17 protein-coding genes are annotated in these 14,430 nt (G+C 67.1%); 12 read left to right on the top strand and 5 right to left on the bottom strand.

The features are described from left to right. Nucleotides 1–140: 140 nt before the first annotated feature. The 9 genes from whiA (at nucleotide 141) to ACWF4Z_RS30110 (ending at nucleotide 7,504) form a co-directional block, all read left to right on the top strand. Nucleotides 141–1,124 carry a DNA-binding protein WhiA gene (whiA, locus tag ACWF4Z_RS30150; protein WP_132403991.1) on the top strand — a complete coding sequence of 328 codons (984 nt, stop codon included), beginning with the start codon at nucleotides 141–143 and terminating at the stop codon, nucleotides 1,122–1,124. Between the two features lie 95 nt (nucleotides 1,125–1,219). Next, nucleotides 1,220–1,603 carry a hypothetical protein gene (locus ACWF4Z_RS30145; RefSeq protein ID WP_452246546.1) on the top strand — a complete coding sequence of 128 codons (384 nt, stop codon included), beginning with the start codon at nucleotides 1,220–1,222 and terminating at the stop codon, nucleotides 1,601–1,603. A 257-nt stretch (nucleotides 1,604–1,860) separates the two neighbouring features. Further along, nucleotides 1,861–2,868 (top strand): type I glyceraldehyde-3-phosphate dehydrogenase, encoded by a 1,008-nt coding sequence (gap, locus tag ACWF4Z_RS30140; RefSeq protein WP_452246545.1) that lies wholly within the window; start codon nucleotides 1,861–1,863, stop codon nucleotides 2,866–2,868. Nucleotides 2,869–2,950: 82 nt separating this feature from the next. Further along, nucleotides 2,951–4,144 (top strand): phosphoglycerate kinase, encoded by a 1,194-nt coding sequence (locus tag ACWF4Z_RS30135; RefSeq protein WP_452246544.1) that lies wholly within the window; start codon nucleotides 2,951–2,953, stop codon nucleotides 4,142–4,144. A 2-nt stretch (nucleotides 4,145–4,146) separates the two neighbouring features. Continuing rightward, on the top strand, nucleotides 4,147–4,959 hold the full coding sequence (tpiA, locus tag ACWF4Z_RS30130) for a triose-phosphate isomerase (RefSeq protein WP_452246543.1): 813 nt from the start codon (nucleotides 4,147–4,149) through the stop codon (nucleotides 4,957–4,959). Further along, nucleotides 4,956–5,189: a preprotein translocase subunit SecG gene (gene secG / locus ACWF4Z_RS30125; protein WP_452246542.1), complete on the top strand. Its 234-nt coding sequence runs from the start codon at nucleotides 4,956–4,958 to the stop codon at nucleotides 5,187–5,189. The genes tpiA and secG overlap by 4 nt, the downstream gene beginning before the upstream one ends. Nucleotides 5,190–5,204: 15 nt before the next feature. Beyond that, complete coding sequence (locus ACWF4Z_RS30120; protein ID WP_131515924.1) at nucleotides 5,205–5,564, top strand: RNA polymerase-binding protein RbpA; 360 nt, start codon at nucleotides 5,205–5,207, stop codon at nucleotides 5,562–5,564. A 91-nt stretch (nucleotides 5,565–5,655) separates the two neighbouring features. Next, complete coding sequence (locus ACWF4Z_RS30115) at nucleotides 5,656–6,639, top strand: SMP-30/gluconolactonase/LRE family protein (protein ID WP_452246541.1); 984 nt, start codon at nucleotides 5,656–5,658, stop codon at nucleotides 6,637–6,639. Nucleotides 6,640–6,649: 10 nt separating this feature from the next. Next, a complete protein-coding gene (locus ACWF4Z_RS30110; protein ID WP_452246540.1) occupies nucleotides 6,650–7,504 on the top strand; it encodes an LLM class flavin-dependent oxidoreductase in 855 nt (284 codons plus the stop codon). On the opposite strand, the gene ACWF4Z_RS30105 is transcribed toward ACWF4Z_RS30110, so the two are convergent. Further along, nucleotides 7,476–7,973, bottom strand: coding sequence for a DUF6328 family protein (locus tag ACWF4Z_RS30105; RefSeq protein WP_452246539.1), 498 nt, complete (start codon nucleotides 7,971–7,973; stop codon nucleotides 7,476–7,478). The genes ACWF4Z_RS30110 and ACWF4Z_RS30105 overlap by 29 nt on opposite strands. A 100-nt stretch (nucleotides 7,974–8,073) precedes the next feature. After that, the gene (locus ACWF4Z_RS30100; protein ID WP_012921273.1) at nucleotides 8,074–8,277 is read right to left on the bottom strand and encodes a cold-shock protein; all 204 of its coding nucleotides are present in this window, start codon (nucleotides 8,275–8,277) and stop codon (nucleotides 8,074–8,076) included. A gap of 426 nt (nucleotides 8,278–8,703) precedes the next feature. Between ACWF4Z_RS30100 and ACWF4Z_RS30095 the strand changes: the two genes are divergently transcribed. After that, nucleotides 8,704–8,979 (top strand): protealysin inhibitor emfourin, encoded by a 276-nt coding sequence (locus ACWF4Z_RS30095; RefSeq protein WP_452246538.1) that lies wholly within the window; start codon nucleotides 8,704–8,706, stop codon nucleotides 8,977–8,979. A 44-nt stretch (nucleotides 8,980–9,023) separates the two neighbouring features. Here ACWF4Z_RS30095 and ACWF4Z_RS30090 read toward each other — a convergent pair whose 3' ends face one another. Both ACWF4Z_RS30090 and ACWF4Z_RS30085 read right to left on the bottom strand, forming a co-directional pair. After that, the gene (locus ACWF4Z_RS30090; protein WP_452246537.1) at nucleotides 9,024–10,499 is read right to left on the bottom strand and encodes a beta-N-acetylhexosaminidase; all 1,476 of its coding nucleotides are present in this window, start codon (nucleotides 10,497–10,499) and stop codon (nucleotides 9,024–9,026) included. Beyond that, nucleotides 10,453–11,694, bottom strand: coding sequence for an MFS transporter (locus ACWF4Z_RS30085; RefSeq protein WP_452246536.1), 1,242 nt, complete (start codon nucleotides 11,692–11,694; stop codon nucleotides 10,453–10,455). The genes ACWF4Z_RS30090 and ACWF4Z_RS30085 overlap by 47 nt, the downstream gene beginning before the upstream one ends. Nucleotides 11,695–11,745: 51 nt before the next feature. Between ACWF4Z_RS30085 and ACWF4Z_RS30080 the strand changes: the two genes are divergently transcribed. Beyond that, nucleotides 11,746–12,402 (top strand): CGNR zinc finger domain-containing protein, encoded by a 657-nt coding sequence (locus ACWF4Z_RS30080; RefSeq protein WP_452246535.1) that lies wholly within the window; start codon nucleotides 11,746–11,748, stop codon nucleotides 12,400–12,402. A gap of 179 nt (nucleotides 12,403–12,581) precedes the next feature. Then, nucleotides 12,582–12,998, top strand: coding sequence for a VOC family protein (locus ACWF4Z_RS30075; RefSeq protein ID WP_452246534.1), 417 nt, complete (start codon nucleotides 12,582–12,584; stop codon nucleotides 12,996–12,998). 537 nt (nucleotides 12,999–13,535) lie between these two features. On the opposite strand, the gene ACWF4Z_RS30070 is transcribed toward ACWF4Z_RS30075, so the two are convergent. After that, entirely contained in the window at nucleotides 13,536–14,369 is an 834-nt protein-coding gene (locus ACWF4Z_RS30070) for a DinB family protein (protein WP_452246533.1), read from the bottom strand. Nucleotides 14,370–14,430 lie beyond the last annotated feature (61 nt).

Raw genomic sequence — 14,430 nt, 5'->3', positions numbered from 1 at the left:
CGGAAGGTTGCACCAACCCGTAACAGATACCGAGACAGGCAGTTGACCTACTGTCCTGTCGACTGCCCGGCCTCGGAATCGGGTAGCGAAAGGATGGGACGAGCCCGAGGGTCTTTGACACCGGTGGGAGGATGCTCTCTATGGCGATGACAGCACAGGTGAAGTCCGAGCTGACCAGTATTCAGGTCACGAAACCCTGTTGCCGCAAGGCCGAGGTGTCTTCCGTGTTGCGGTTCGCGGGTGGTCTGCATCTGGTGTCGGGCCGGATCGTCGTGGAGGCCGAGCTCGACAGCGGCGCCGCGGCCCGGCGGTTGCGCAAGGACATCGCCGAGATCTTCGGGCACCCGTCGGACGTCGTCGTGATCTCCCCGTCCGGAATCCGGAAGCAGACCAAGTACGTCGTTCGCGTGGTTCGTGACGGTGATGCGCTCGCGCGACAGACCGGGCTGGTGGACAACCGCGGCCGGCCCGTCCGTGGGCTGCCGCCGGCGGTGGTGTCCGGGGCTTCGTGCGACGCGGTGGCCGCGTGGCGTGGGGCTTTCCTGGCACACGGCTCGTTGACCGAGCCCGGCCGGTCCTCCTCGCTCGAGGTGACCTGCCCCGGCCCAGAGGCCGCGCTGGCTCTCGTAGGCGCCGCGAGGCGCCTCGGTATCGGTTCGAAGGCCCGTGAGGTCCGCAACGTGGACCGCGTGGTGATCCGCGACGGTGACGCGATCGGCGCGCTGCTGACCCGGCTCGGTGCGCACGAGTCCGTGCTGGCCTGGGAGGAACGCCGGATGCGCCGCGAGGTGCGCGCGACCGCGAACCGGCTGGCCAACTTCGACGACGCGAACCTGCGCCGTTCCGCCCGCGCGGCGGTAGCGGCGGGTGCGCGGGTCGAGCGGGCGCTGGAGATCCTCGGCGACGACGTACCCGATCACCTGCAGGTCGCGGGCAAGCTGCGGCTGGAGCACAAGCAGGCCAGCCTCGAAGAGCTCGGCCAGCTGCACGAGCCGGCCCTCACCAAGGACGCGGTGGCCGGCCGGATCCGCCGCCTGCTCGCGATGGCCGACAAGCGCGCTTCCGACCTCAACATCCCCAACACCGAGGCCAACCTGACCCCGGAGATGCTCGACCCCGCCTGACCAGATCGTTATCGACTGCCGTCCATGACGGCATCGCCTCGCTGCTTGGATTGCACGGACGGGGGTTTCCGTGACGACGAGAAACCGAGGGGTCGATGGGTACTCAAGAAGAAGAAGACAAGACCAAGAACGATCTCGAGCGCGTCAAAACCGAGAACCAGCTCAAGATGGACAACAGAAACGCCGCGGACAAGAAGAAGAAGGAAGGGAATCAGGAAGGCCAGATGGTTGCGGCTGGGTCGGCCGAGGCCGGGTCAGCTTGGCCGGACAACGAGGTTCGGGATGCGCCCGGGAAGCTGTCGCAGCTAGCAGGCGCGGTCGGCGTCGGGACGGCCGGTGACGTGGCCTTCGTGCGCGATCTGCTGAATAGCGGGCAGGCACCACTGGGAGGTGCCACCGAGCCCGCCAAGGGTGGTGACGGTGCCAGGAAAGGCATCGTCGGCTCGCCCGCCGCGAAGCCGGCCCTCGGGCTCGGCTAGCGGACCAGTCTCACCGTGCGGCGGTCTTCGGGGAGTGTCCGGAGGCCGCTGTACGCACGCCTGGGCAGTCCGGAACGCGGATGGGTGGGGTAGTGGACGCGGGAGCGATGCGGACCAGCCGGTGGTCTGGTCTGGCACAGCCGTTGGTGCACCGGTGGTCTGATGTGGACACTACCAGTTGGTCGAGTGGGCGGTTGGGCTAATGTTCGGGCTGTAGCGGCAGTGCTCGAAAGCTAGATCTGAGGAGACGTAGTCCCGTGACCGTACGCGTAGGTATCAACGGCTTCGGCCGGATCGGCCGTAACTTCTTCCGCGCCGTCCAGGCGTCCGGTGCCGACATCGAGGTCGTCGCCGTCAACGACCTGACCGACAACCAGACCCTCGCTCACCTGCTGAAGTACGACTCGATCCTGGGCCGCTTCCCCGGCGAGGTCTCCGCGACCGACGACGACATCACCGTCTCGGGTCACAGCTTCAAGGCGTTCGCCGAGCGCGACCCGGCCAACCTGAAGTGGTCCGACGTCGGCGCCGACGTGGTGATCGAGTCGACCGGCTTCTTCACCGACGCCACCAAGGCCAAGACGCACGCCGACAACGGCGCCAAGAAGGTCATCATCTCTGCCCCGGCGAAGAACGAGGACCTCACCGTCGTCATGGGCGTGAACCACCAGCTGTACGACGCCGAGAAGCACACCGTGATCTCGAACGCGTCCTGCACCACCAACTGCATCGCCCCGCTGGCCAAGGTCCTGAACGACGCGTTCACGATCGAAAAAGGCCTGATGACGACGATCCACGCCTACACCCAGGACCAGAACCTGCAGGACGGTCCGCACAAGGACCTGCGCCGCGCCCGCGCCGCCGCGCTGAACATCGTGCCGACCTCCACCGGCGCCGCGAAGGCGATCGGCCTGGTGCTGCCGGAGCTCAAGGGCAAGCTGGACGGTTACGCGCTGCGCGTCCCGGTCCCGACCGGCTCGGCCACCGACCTGACCGTCACCCTGGGCCGTGAGGTCACCGTCGACGAGGTCAAGGACGCCTACAAGGCGGCCGCGGCCGAGGGTTCGCTGAAGGGCTACCTGACCTACACCGAGGACGAGATCGTCTCCACCGACATCGTCACCGACCCGTCGTCCTGCATCTTCGACGCCGGCCTGACCAAGGTGATCGGCAACCAGGTCAAGGTCGTCGGCTGGTACGACAACGAGTGGGGCTACTCCAACCGCCTGGTCGACCTGGTCAACCACGTCGGCGCCTCGCTCTGACAATCCCCAACCCCGTCACGTCCGGAGAACCGTGGTGCTTCCGCCTCGGCTCTCCGGACGTTGGTTTGAAGGAAGCTGAACTGTGAAGACCATCGAAGACCTCGGGGACCTGGCCGGGATGCGGGTGCTGGTCCGCTCCGACCTGAACGTTCCGATCAAGGACGAGGTGATCGGCGACGACGGCCGCATCCGCGCCTCGGTCCCGACGCTGGTGAAGCTGGCCAAGGCCGGTGCGAAGGTGATCGTCACCGCGCACCTCGGCCGCCCGAAGGGCAAGCCGAACCCCGAGTTCACGCTGGCCCCGGTGGCCAAGCGGCTCGGCGAGCTCCTGCAGCCCGACTGCATCACCGTGCACTTCGCCGCGGATGTGACCGGCGACAGTGCGCAGTCCGCCGTACAGGAGCTGGACGAGGGCGAGGTCCTGCTGCTCGAGAACGTGCGGTTCGACCCGCGTGAGGAGAGCAAGGACGAGGCCGAGCGTGAGTCCCTGGCCGAGGAGCTCGCGGCGCTCGCGGACTTCTTCGTCAGCGACGGCTTCGGTGTCGTGCACCGCATGCAGGCCAGCGTGTACGACGTGGCCCGCAAGCTGCCGCACGCCGCCGGCGGCCTCGTGCTCGCCGAGGTCGAGGTGCTGAAGAAGCTGACCGAGGACCCGGCCCGCCCGTACGTCGTCGTCCTGGGTGGCGCGAAGGTGTCCGACAAGCTCGCGGTGATCGACAACCTGCTGGCCAAGGCCGACAAACTGCTGATCGGCGGCGGCATGGTCTTCACGTTCCTGAAGGCGCAGGGCCACGAGGTCGGCAAGAGCCTGCTCGAGGAGGATCAGCTCGACGTGGTCCGCGGCTACCTGAAGGAAGGCGCCGACAAGATCGTGCTGCCGACCGACATCGTTGTCGCGCCCGAGTTCAAGGCCGACTCGCCGGCCACGGTGGTCGCCGCGGACGCGATCCCGGCCGACCAGCTCGGCCTGGACATCGGCCCCGACTCCGGCAAGGCCTTCGCGGCCGAGATCGCCGAGGCGAAGACGGTCTTCTGGAACGGTCCCATGGGTGTCTTCGAGATGGCGGCGTTCGCCGGCGGAACCAAGGCCGTGGCACAGGCGTTGACCGAGGTGGACGGGCTGAGTGTCGTCGGTGGCGGTGACTCTGCCGCGGCCGTGCGCCAGCTAGGCTTCGCCGACGACGCGTTCGGTCACATCTCCACCGGTGGCGGCGCGTCGCTCGAATACCTGGAGGGCAAGGAGCTCCCGGGTCTCGCTGTACTGGAAGAGGACTGACGATGGTGGACAGCACAGCTGCCCGTACGCCGTTGATGGCGGGCAACTGGAAGATGAACCTCAACCACGTCGAGGCCGTGCACCTGCTGCAGAAGCTCTCGTGGACGCTGCAGGACAAGAAGCACGACTTCGACCGCGTCGAGGTGACGGTGCTCCCGCCGTTCACCGATCTGCGCAGCGTGCAGACGCTGGTCGACGGTGACCGGATGAAGATTAGGTACGGCGCACAGGACGTGTCGCAGTACGACGCCGGTGCGTACACCGGAGACATCTCGGCGGCGATGCTGACCAAGCTCGGCTGCACGTACGTGCTGACCGGTCACTCGGAGCGCCGGCAGTACCACAACGAGACCGACGAGGTGGTCAACGCGAAGACCGCGAAGGCGCTGGAGGCCGGGCTGACCCCGATCGTCTGCATCGGCGAGGGTCTGGAGGAGCGGAAGGCCGAAGGCCACGTCGCGCACTGCCTCAACCAGATCGACGCAGCACTGGCCGGCCTCAAGCCCGACGACGTCCGCAAGCTCGTCGTCGCCTACGAACCGGTCTGGGCGATCGGCACCGGCGAGGTCGCGACTCCGGAGGACGCGCAGGAGGTCATCGCCGCGATCCGGGGCCGCCTCGAGGAGACGATCTCACCGTCGGTGGCCGACTCGGTACGGATTCTTTACGGTGGATCGGTGAAGATGGCCAGCGCAGGTGGCATCATGGCCCAACCAGATATCGACGGCTGCCTGGTCGGGGGCGCGAGCCTCCAGGCCGACGAGTTCGCCGGTATCTGCCGTTACCTGGACCTTCAGTTAGGCTACTCCTCGTGATTCTCGCTTTCTCGATCGTCGTGATCATCTGCAGCCTTATCCTCACGCTGCTGGTGCTGCTGCACAAAGGCCGCGGTGGCGGTCTGTCCGACCTGTTCGGCGGCGGTGTGTCGTCCAGCCTCGGCGGCTCCTCGGTCGCCGAGCGGAACCTGGACCGGATCACGATCGGCATCGGTCTGGTCTGGTTCGCGTCCATCGTCGCGCTCGGCCTGCTCTACAAGCTCGGCTGAGGGGAGTAGGTTCCCGTGGCTGGTGGTGGCAGTGCGATTCGTGGCAGCCGGGTCGGTGCCGGCCCGATGGGCGAGGCGGAGCGCGGCGACACCGCGCCCCGGCAGCGCATCGTGTTCTTCTGTGCGAACGGGCACGAGACGGCGACCGTGTTCGCGGTCGAGGCGGCCATCCCGGAGGCGTGGGATTGTCCACGGTGCGGTCTTCCGACCAGCACCGATGTGAACAACCCGCCCCCGCCGCCGAAGATCGAGCCCTACAAGACACACCTGGCCTACGTGAAGGAACGGCGCTCCGAGCAGGAGGCGGCCGAGATTCTCGAGGAGGCCCTGGAGAAGCTCCGCGCGCGGCGTGCCCGCGGCGAGGTCATCTTCTAGCAGTACTTGGCCACAGCCCGGACCGATCGATGATCGGTCCGGGCTGTGGCTGTTTGTGTCCGCGCGGGCGCAGCGCGCTAAGGTCTGCGGCATGAAGTCGTCGATCGCGCCCGTTCGCTGGACTCCGCCGCCCGCGCCGCCGGCCCGGGAGCCGGCGCCGGTCGAGGTGGACGTGGTCGCGTTGCCAGGGCAGGGACCTGAGGACGTGCTGATCGACGACGACGGAAGTGTGCTGACCGGGCTCGTCGACGGGCGGATCCTGCGCGTCAGCGCCGACGGCAGGTCGATCTCGACGCTCGCCGACACCGGCGGACGACCGCTCGGGTTGGAGTGGCTGCCGGACGGCAAAGTGCTGATCTGTGATGCGAGCCGTGGCCTGCTGACGCTCGACAAGGACGGCCGCGTCGCGACGCTCCTGTCCGAGATCGACGGCCGGCCGATGCGCTTCTGCAACAACGCCGACGTCCTGCCGGACGGCACGATCTACTTCACCGACTCCTCCACGCGCTTCGGCTTCGAGGAGTGGATGGCGGACCTGCTCGAGCACTCCGCGACCGGCAGCGTCTACCGCCTGACGCCGGACGGCGAGGTGACCCGGCTGGTGACCGATCGGGCCTTTCCGAACGGCGTCGCACTCAGCGGCGATCGCCGTACCCTCTTCTGGGCCGAGACCGCGACGTACGGCCTCTACTCGCTGGACCTGACCGTCGAGAACGCCGAGCCCGTGCAGGTGGCGGCGATCCCCGGCCTGCCGGACAACATCTCCCGCGGTTCCGACGGCCTGATCTGGGTGACGGTCGGCTCACCCCGCAACGCGTTGCTCGACTTCCTCCTGCCCAAACAACCCTTCCTGCGCAAGGCCGTCTGGGCGTTGCCCGAGGCGCTCAAGCCGAAGGCCGCCGACATCATCGAGATCCAGGCGTACGACGACGCCGGCACGCTCGTGCACGACGTCCGGGCCAAGCACCCGAGCTTCCACATGCCCACCGGCGTCCGTGAGCGCGACGGCAAGGTCTGGCTCAGCAGCATCGGCACCAGCTCCCTGGCGACGTTCCCAACACCACGCCGGGACTAGTCTGGCGGGCATGCGATTCGGGATCACGATCCTGCCGGAGTACCGGTGGACAGATGCTCAGCGGTTGTGGAAGCGGGCCGAGGAATTCGGCTTCGATCATGCGTGGACGTATGACCACCTGACCTGGAGCGGCCTGCAGGACTCGCCTTGGTACGGGACGACGCCGACGCTGACGGCGGCCGCGCTGGTCACGTCGACGATCAAGCTCGGCACGTTCGTGACGTCACCGAACTTCCGACACCCGTTGGCGCTGACGCGGGACATCCTCGCGATCGACGATGTCTCCGACGGCCGGTTCCTTTGTGGAATCGGATCGGGTGGCAGCCTCGACGCGACCATCCAGGGCGGTCCCGATCTATCGCCGCGGCAGAAGGTGGACCGGTTCGCGGAGTTCGTCGAGCTGCTGGACAAGCTGCTGACGACCGACGGCGTCGACTTCAAGGGCGAGTACTTCGAGACGCGGAACGGACGCACGCTGCCCGGCTGCATCCAGCAGCCTCGGGTGCCGTTCGTGATGGCGGCCAACGGACCACGATCACTCCGCCTCGCCGTTCAGTACGGCGCAGGCTGGGTGACGACCGGCCCGAAGTCCCCGGACTTCGAATCCTGGTTCACCGCTGTCACTGATCTCAGCCACCGCTTGGACGATGTCCTGCAGGGCAGAGCCTTCGATCGCTATCTTGCGCTGGACTCGGCGCGGTACTCGTTGTCCAGCCCGGACGCCTTCGAGGAGGTCGTGAGCCGCGCTGCCGCACTCGGCTTCACCGATGTGATTACGCACTGGCCGCGCCATGAGGGCGTCTACGCGGGCTCGGAGGACACGCTCGAGCAGATCGTCACGGACGTGATTCCGCGTCTGCGCTAGTACGCCGCACCCAGGCGGGTACGGCGTACCAGAAGATCGTGAACCAGAGCAGGACGATCGCGGTGATCAGGATCGCGACCGAGCGGGAGAGTACGACGTCCAGCGCGAGCAGGACGCCGCCCGCGATCGCGAGAACCAGGAAGCCGAGGCCGGCGACGGTCATCCGGCCGGCGATGGGGAGCATCCGGTCGCGGAGGCGCTGCCGGTAGACGATCCGGGCGAACGAGACCGGTGCGAGGAAGAGTCCGACCGCGAGGGCGGAGGCGACCAGGGTGACGGCGTACACGTCGTGGGTGAACGCGTCGGCGTCCTGGAACCTGTTCTGGAAGGCGATGCTGAGCAGGAAGGCGAACAGGATCTGCGTGCCGGTCTGGGCCAGCCGGAGCTCCTGGAGCAGTTCGTTCCACTGCCGGTCCAGCCGCTCGCCGGCGTCCTCGTCCCTGCGGTGGTACCGATTGTTCTCGCTCACGCGACCATTGTTGGCCACCGGCGCCCCGGTACGGCGAAGGGGCCGCACACCGGAGTGTGCGGCCCCTTCATTTCAGTTTCGAGAAAGGCTGATCCGAGGATCAGATCGGGCGGATGTTCTCCGCCTGAAGGCCCTTCTGGCCCTGGGTGATCTCGAACTCGACCCGCTGGTTCTCGTCCAGCGAGCGGAAGCCCGAGGTCTGGATGGCCGAGTAGTGCGCGAACACGTCCGCGCCACCGTCATCCGGGGTGATGAAGCCGAAGCCCTTGTCAGCGTTGAACCACTTGACAGTACCGACAGCCATTTGTGTCTATCTCCTTGATGGCTTGTAACAAACCGCGACCCACACCTCATGGGCCACGTGTCGCCGAAAGGCCCCAGAAGACAGAACCGGCCATGCAGCACAGCGAAAGTCAGTGGGAGTCCAAAAGTGCAACGCGACAACTGTAGCCGATCTGCGGCTACGGGGAAGGGGTGATCGAGAACACGTGTCGCTGATTGTCGCCGCCCGCCACGCTCAGTGACCGGTCGGCTTCGGGGCAGGCCGGGCCTGGCCGAGGCCCGAACCCCGCGCCGACCTGCCCATTCGCCCTCCTGGGCGGGGTTTTCGCGATGGCAACGAAGGACAATGCGCCGGTACGGCGGGTGATGGTGAGTGAATGTGTCGGCGTGTCGCGAACCGGCCCGTAGGTTGCAAGAGTCGCAGTTCTGTGAAGCAAAGGAGACTCGGTTGATCGTCAAAGTAACCCGTAGCGGCGGTTTCGCCGGTTTGATGGCCCATGGCGAGGTCGACACCGAGGCGGAGCCGGACACCGACCGGCTCGAGGCCGTGCTGCATGCCCTCGAGACCGCCGACCTCGGTTCGGGCAAACCACAGCCGGACCGGTACGTCTACGACCTCGAGGTGCGTGACGTACCCGACGGATACCCCACGCACCACACGGTCGCCGAGCAGGACCTGGACGCGGACACAGCCTGGCTCCTCGACCGGGTCCTCAAGCACTGAATCTCCGCTAGTCGATTCAGGCCGGCCGATTCAGGCCGGCCGATTCACTGCCAGTCGATCTCCGGCGCTCGGTAGAAGTTCACGCCGAGCACGTCCCAGCGGGCGCCCTGGGCAGCGAGCCGGTCCTTGTACGTCTCCCAGTCCAGCGCCTCGACGGGCGACCAACCCAGCTCGGCGATCCCCGGCAGCCGGGGGAACGTCATGTACTCGACCTTCGCCAGGTCGTCGAGCGTCTCCGACCACAGCGGCGCCTCCACGCCGATCACCGCGCTCTCAGCCAGGCCCGGGACGAGAGTCGCCGGGTCCCAGCGGTAGGACTTCTCGACGCTGATGAGACCGGCCCAGTCGAGCCCGTACGGCGTGTCCGCGTCGTACTTCATGTCGAGGTACGCGCGGTTCGCCGGCGACATCACCACCTCCGCACCTTGCTCGACCGCCTTGCGGACCAGCCCCTGCGCCCGCTCGTCGTCCGTACCCCAGTACTGAACGATGCTGTCGGCCGGCAGCTCGGCATCGGCGATCTCATGCCAGCCCATCACCCGCTTACCGTGCTTCACCACCAGCTCGGCCGCCTTCGGCACGAACGCGAGGTAGTCCGAATGTGGGGTCACGTGCGCCTCGTCCCCACCCAGGTGGATGACGTCGCCCGGAGTCTGCTCGGCCACCTCCCGGAACACGTCGTCCAGGAACGCGTACGTGATGTCCTTGGCCACCGTCAGCGAGCTGAACCCCACCTCGGTGCCGGTATAGAGCTCGGTCGCCTGGCCGTCGGCGTTCAGTTCGGCGTACGACGACAGCGCGGCGTTGGTGTGTCCAGGCGTGTCGATCTCCGGAACCACGGTGATGAAATGGTCGGCGGCGTACATGACGATCTCGGCGTAGTCCGCCTTCGTATAGTGCCCGGCGGGTCCGCCACCGACCTCGGAGCTTCCGCCGTGCTTGGTGAGCTCCTGCCAGGAGTCGACCTGGATCCGCCAGCCCTGGTCGTCGGACAGGTGCAGGTGCAGCCGGTTGAGCTTGTACAGCGAGACCAGTTCGATGTAGCGCTTCACTTGGGCCACGGAGAAGAAGTGCCGGGAGACGTCGAGCATGACACCGCGGTACGAATACCGGGGTGCATCGGAGATCGTCGTACCGGCGATCTGCCACGGACCTGCCTGCACGTCCGCCGCGTCGGCCTTGGCGGGCAGCAGTTGGCGCAGAGTGGTCACACCACGGAACAGACCCTCCGGTGTGGCGGCGAGAACGGTCACACCGGACTGGTCTGCTCGTAGCTGGTAGCCCTCCAGCTCAAGCGAGCTCGGACCGTTCAGGGACAGGGTGATGGCGCCGGTGCCGGACTCCACCGGCAGTGCGAAGCCGGTGGTCCGGCGGAGCTGGGCAGCGAGCTGCTCAGCGACCCTCTGGACGGACTCCAGGTCGTTGGCGTCGGCAATGATGCCGATGGTGTTCCAGGACCGCAGGGTGAATGTCTCACCCTCGAGTTCCTGCTGGACGACGGGCACGGGGATGAGAGCCATGCCCGGAAGTGTTCGGGTCAGCGCTCTCCGCGTCAAGATGGGTCCGACGGGTCAGCAAAGGCTCGGTCAGCAGCACCAGTACGGCGGCAGCCGCGAGCACACCACCGACCAGCGCGACGCTGCGGACGCCGGTGCTGTTGATCAGGCCGCCACCGACGAACGCGCCTGCGGCGATGCCGACGTTGAAGGCGGAGCTGGTGCCCGCCGATGCGACGTCTGTGCTGCCCGGTGCGACCTGGAGCGTGCGGCTCTGCGTCGCGACGGCCATGCCGCTGAACGCCAGCCCGGCCAGCGCGATCAGGGCAATCGTCGCAACCTGGGACTTGCCCAAGGCATAGAGGCTCACGAGAGCGACGCTGAGGACGGCGTACGACACGATCACGGCTCCCCACGGATAGCGGTCGAGAACGCGGCCCGCGGCGATCGTCCCGGCCAGACCGCCCACTCCGCTCACCAGCAGCATCGGACCGAGCGCGTCTCTGGAGAAGCCGCTGATGTCCAGCAGGAACGGTGTGACGTACGTGTTGTAGGTCAGGAAGCCGGTGACTCCGATGGCCGAGCTGACCAGGACTACGAGGTACCTGCGCCGGTTTGGCGCGCTGCCGCGCCCGGACGTGCCGTTCTGCGCGTCGACCCGTGGAAGGAGCCACAGGATGCCTGCGCAGGCCGCTGCGCCCAGCAGAGCCATCACGCCGAGTGGGACGCGCCAGCCGGCCTGCTCACCGAGCCAGGTGCCGAGGGGGATGCCGAGGACGGGTGCAAGCGCCGTACCGATCGCGAGACGCGCCACCACCCGGCCGCGCAGCTCGGGCGCGAACAGGCTGGTCGCGATCGGCGGTGCAATCGCCCAGAACAGCGCCTGCGAGAGCGCTGTGATCAGACGAGTGGCAAACAAGATCTCGTACGTCGGTGCCACGGCAGACAGGCCCGTGGAGACGGCTAGGACGGCCAGCGTGGTGCCGAGGACGAGTCGGCGGGGGAGTCGCAGCGTGAGTCGGGCCAGTGGGATCGAGGCGATCACGACGACGGCGGCGTACCCGGTCACGAGCAGGCCGACCTCGGACCGGGACTTGCCGAGGTCGTCGGCGATGACGGTGAGTAGACCGATGGGCAGCACTTCGATCGTCACGTACGAGAACGTGCTGAGCGCGAGGACGAGCAGGGCCGCAGTGGCGCGGCGGTGCGTGACGGACATGACCTCACCTGTGATTCCGCTGTACATGGTTACGGTGGTAGCGTCTGGGCCATGGCCGACAGTTCTCGTGACGACTTCAGGGTTGTCGGTGGGCATCCCGCCCTGGACCTCGTGAATACCGTAAAGGGTCGCACCGACGGGCACCTCGATGCCCACGATTTTTTGAGACGGCCGGCCGATCTGCTCGCCTGGAGCAAGCGGATCTCGCTGGTCGACCCGGCCGAGGCGGCGGCGATCGAGGCGGTCTGGGAGGGTGCTCCGGACCTCGCCGAGAAGGCTCTACGGGCGACCTACGAGATTCGCGAGGCAGCGTATCTGTTGCTGTCCGAGCGGGCGGTCGGCGTCGTACCGGAATCGGCTCAAGAGTCAACTTACGAAAGGCTGATGCTGCGCTGGGCTGCCGCCGCGGCCCGGTCGATGCTGGTCGCCCGCAATGCTGGTCCGGGGGTTGCAGAGCTGCGGGTCGGGACGGCGCCGGCGCTGATGATTCCGGATCGCCTGGTGTTCGCCGCGGTCGAGTTGGTGCGGACGGTCGACCTGCGGCAGTTGCGCTCGTGCCCGGTCGACGAGGGCGGCTGTGGGTGGCTGTTCCTGGACCGCAGCCGCAACGGTTCGCGCCGCTGGTGCTCGATGGAGGACTGCGGGACCCGGGCCAAGATTCGCAAGCTCACCGAGCGCCGTCGCGCTACCACTGTCAGGCCGGTTTAGCGGGAGCAGCGGATTAGGTTCACTGTCAGCGACCGTCTTACGAAGCAAGAATGCGTGTCGAAAGATGCGAACTGTCCGCCGGACCTGTCATCGTAGGCGGCCGGGCCTTCCGACCACGACGGGCCTGGCCGGGCCTGCCCCGACAGGAGCAGGCGAATGAACGGGAAGTTGGAGGACAGATGACGCAGGTGGCAGAGCAGCCGGGCAGTACTGCCGGGCGGCTCGGCTCGGTGGTGCTGGATTGTTCGGACCCACTCGAGCTCGCCCAGTTCTACTCAGCGCTGCTGGGGCTGGAGATCGACGAGAACGGCGACGAGGACTGGCGGAGCCTGACCGGCCCCGGCTCCTCGCTCGGTTTCTCGACGCTGGCCTTCCGGCGCTCGGAGGAGTACGTGCCGGCCACCTGGCCAGGCACCGAAGCGCAGGATCTCCATCTCGACCTGATCGTCGAGGACCTCTCCAGCGGCCACGCCACCGTGGTCGCCCTCGGAGCCGAGCCACTGGACCCCCTGGACCCACCCCCCGCCGAAACCGACCGAGGCTGGCGAATCTACGCCGACCCAGCCGGCCACCCCTTCAGAATCTGCCTGGAATAAACCTCCCCACAAAGCGCCCGCCCTCCCAAGGCCGGGCGCTTTGCGCTGCCAAGACACCGAAGAACCTGAAGAACCTGAAGAACAAAACCTAAGAAGAAGAGCAAGAAGAGATCGAGAGGGTGCTGGGTGCCTGGCCGGGCTGGCCGGGCCGGTGGTGGTCGGCGGGTCAGAGTATGTGCAGGCATCGAGTCGTGGATCGCGGTCGGCCAGACACGCCTCAGCACGCCACAATCCACGACTCGACCACCCAGCGGGCACACAAGGCATCCGCGCACGGTTCTCCAGGCCATCACAATCTCCGATCAGCGACGGACTCGCGCCTGACCTTCACCAGAACCACAGATTGTGATGGCCTGGAGATCGCCCACTCAGCAGCTGATCCCGCACCCACGGCACGACGCTGCACTCCCGACGACGCCGATCACCGACCGGCCGCACCGACGCACCCAGCCCGCCAGGCACCCAGCCACTCCATCTTTTCTTTGCCTGTCTTTTTCTTTGTGCTTTCTCGGGATGTTGGTGTTTGAGACCTCTGGGTTAGCGGGATTTCAGGTAGTGGGCGGTTTCTGGTTGGTGGAACCAGTTGGCCCAGCCGAGGGCGTCAGCGTTGAAGCGGGGGTCTTTGGCGGATAGGTCTGCGCCGTGTTCGGCCAGGAATCGCAGTGTGTCCAGGGTGCCGGTGCCGGCTGCTAGGTGGGCGGCTGTGAAGCCGTCCTTCGTACGTGCGTTGACGTCGAAGCCCTGGGTGGCGAGTCGGGGGATTACGTCCCATCGTTGTGCTGCTGCGGCCTCGGCGAGTAGGGCGGGGCGGTCGGCTGGAGTGAGCTCACCTGTGAAGGGGTCCTCGGGGTGCTCTCCGCGGTAGAAGTCGCGGACGGCGCCTACCTCGGCGCCGTGGTGGATGAGTTCGTCGAGGATGTGCAGGGCGAACGACGTCCCGTCGCTCTCACTCCACATGCCGGCGATCGGTCCCATCGGCCGGTCGAGATCGTCCTGGCTGAGTGAAGCGAGACGTCGCCGCCAGACGTCGTACGCGTGATCCAGGGCCGCCCGCGCCTCGTCCGCCGTACCGGGCACTGGCGGCGTCCCGTCGTCGGCCGCAGGCTGGTGCCCGAACCAGGTCGCGGTGCGCTCGCCTTGGAGCATGTCGACGATGTGGGTGATCCGCCAGGCCAGAGTCGTGAACGGCGCGGGCTCGGGCGCGATCCACGCCCCGTCGGAGGCGAAGCCCGCGTCGGTCTTCCGGATCGACCAGGAGCCGTTGAACGGCTCCCACAGGTATTCCTCGTCGGTCATGTCCTCGACGCGGCCGCGCAGCCGCTGCCAGGCGAAGTCGGACAGGTCCAGGAGATTCTGCGAGAGCGTCGTCATGCTGCCACCGTAGAACGACCTGCGGACAGGATCGGTCCGCAGGTCGAGGCAGAATAGACGA

This window comes from Kribbella sp. NPDC055071, from assembly GCF_053608045.1.
The sequence above is the reverse complement of the archived record's forward strand: the minus strand, read 5'-3'. Positions and strand labels throughout refer to the sequence as shown.

Coding starts and splice junctions, on each gene's coding strand:
- ACWF4Z_RS30090 (WP_452246537.1), bottom strand. CDS start 10,499: ATGGCTCTCATCCCCGTGCCCGTCGTCCAGCAGGAACTCGAGGGTGAG.
- ACWF4Z_RS30110 (WP_452246540.1), top strand. CDS start 6,650: ATGCGATTCGGGATCACGATCCTGCCGGAGTACCGGTGGACAGATGCT.
- ACWF4Z_RS30070 (WP_452246533.1), bottom strand. CDS start 14,369: ATGACGACGCTCTCGCAGAATCTCCTGGACCTGTCCGACTTCGCCTGG.
- ACWF4Z_RS30075 (WP_452246534.1), top strand. CDS start 12,582: ATGACGCAGGTGGCAGAGCAGCCGGGCAGTACTGCCGGGCGGCTCGGC.
- ACWF4Z_RS30115 (WP_452246541.1), top strand. CDS start 5,656: ATGAAGTCGTCGATCGCGCCCGTTCGCTGGACTCCGCCGCCCGCGCCG.
- tpiA (WP_452246543.1), top strand. CDS start 4,147: ATGGTGGACAGCACAGCTGCCCGTACGCCGTTGATGGCGGGCAACTGG.
- ACWF4Z_RS30100 (WP_012921273.1), bottom strand. CDS start 8,277: ATGGCTGTCGGTACTGTCAAGTGGTTCAACGCTGACAAGGGCTTCGGC.
- ACWF4Z_RS30145 (WP_452246546.1), top strand. CDS start 1,220: ATGGGTACTCAAGAAGAAGAAGACAAGACCAAGAACGATCTCGAGCGC.
- ACWF4Z_RS30080 (WP_452246535.1), top strand. CDS start 11,746: ATGGCCGACAGTTCTCGTGACGACTTCAGGGTTGTCGGTGGGCATCCC.
- ACWF4Z_RS30085 (WP_452246536.1), bottom strand. CDS start 11,694: ATGTCCGTCACGCACCGCCGCGCCACTGCGGCCCTGCTCGTCCTCGCG.
- whiA (WP_132403991.1), top strand. CDS start 141: ATGGCGATGACAGCACAGGTGAAGTCCGAGCTGACCAGTATTCAGGTC.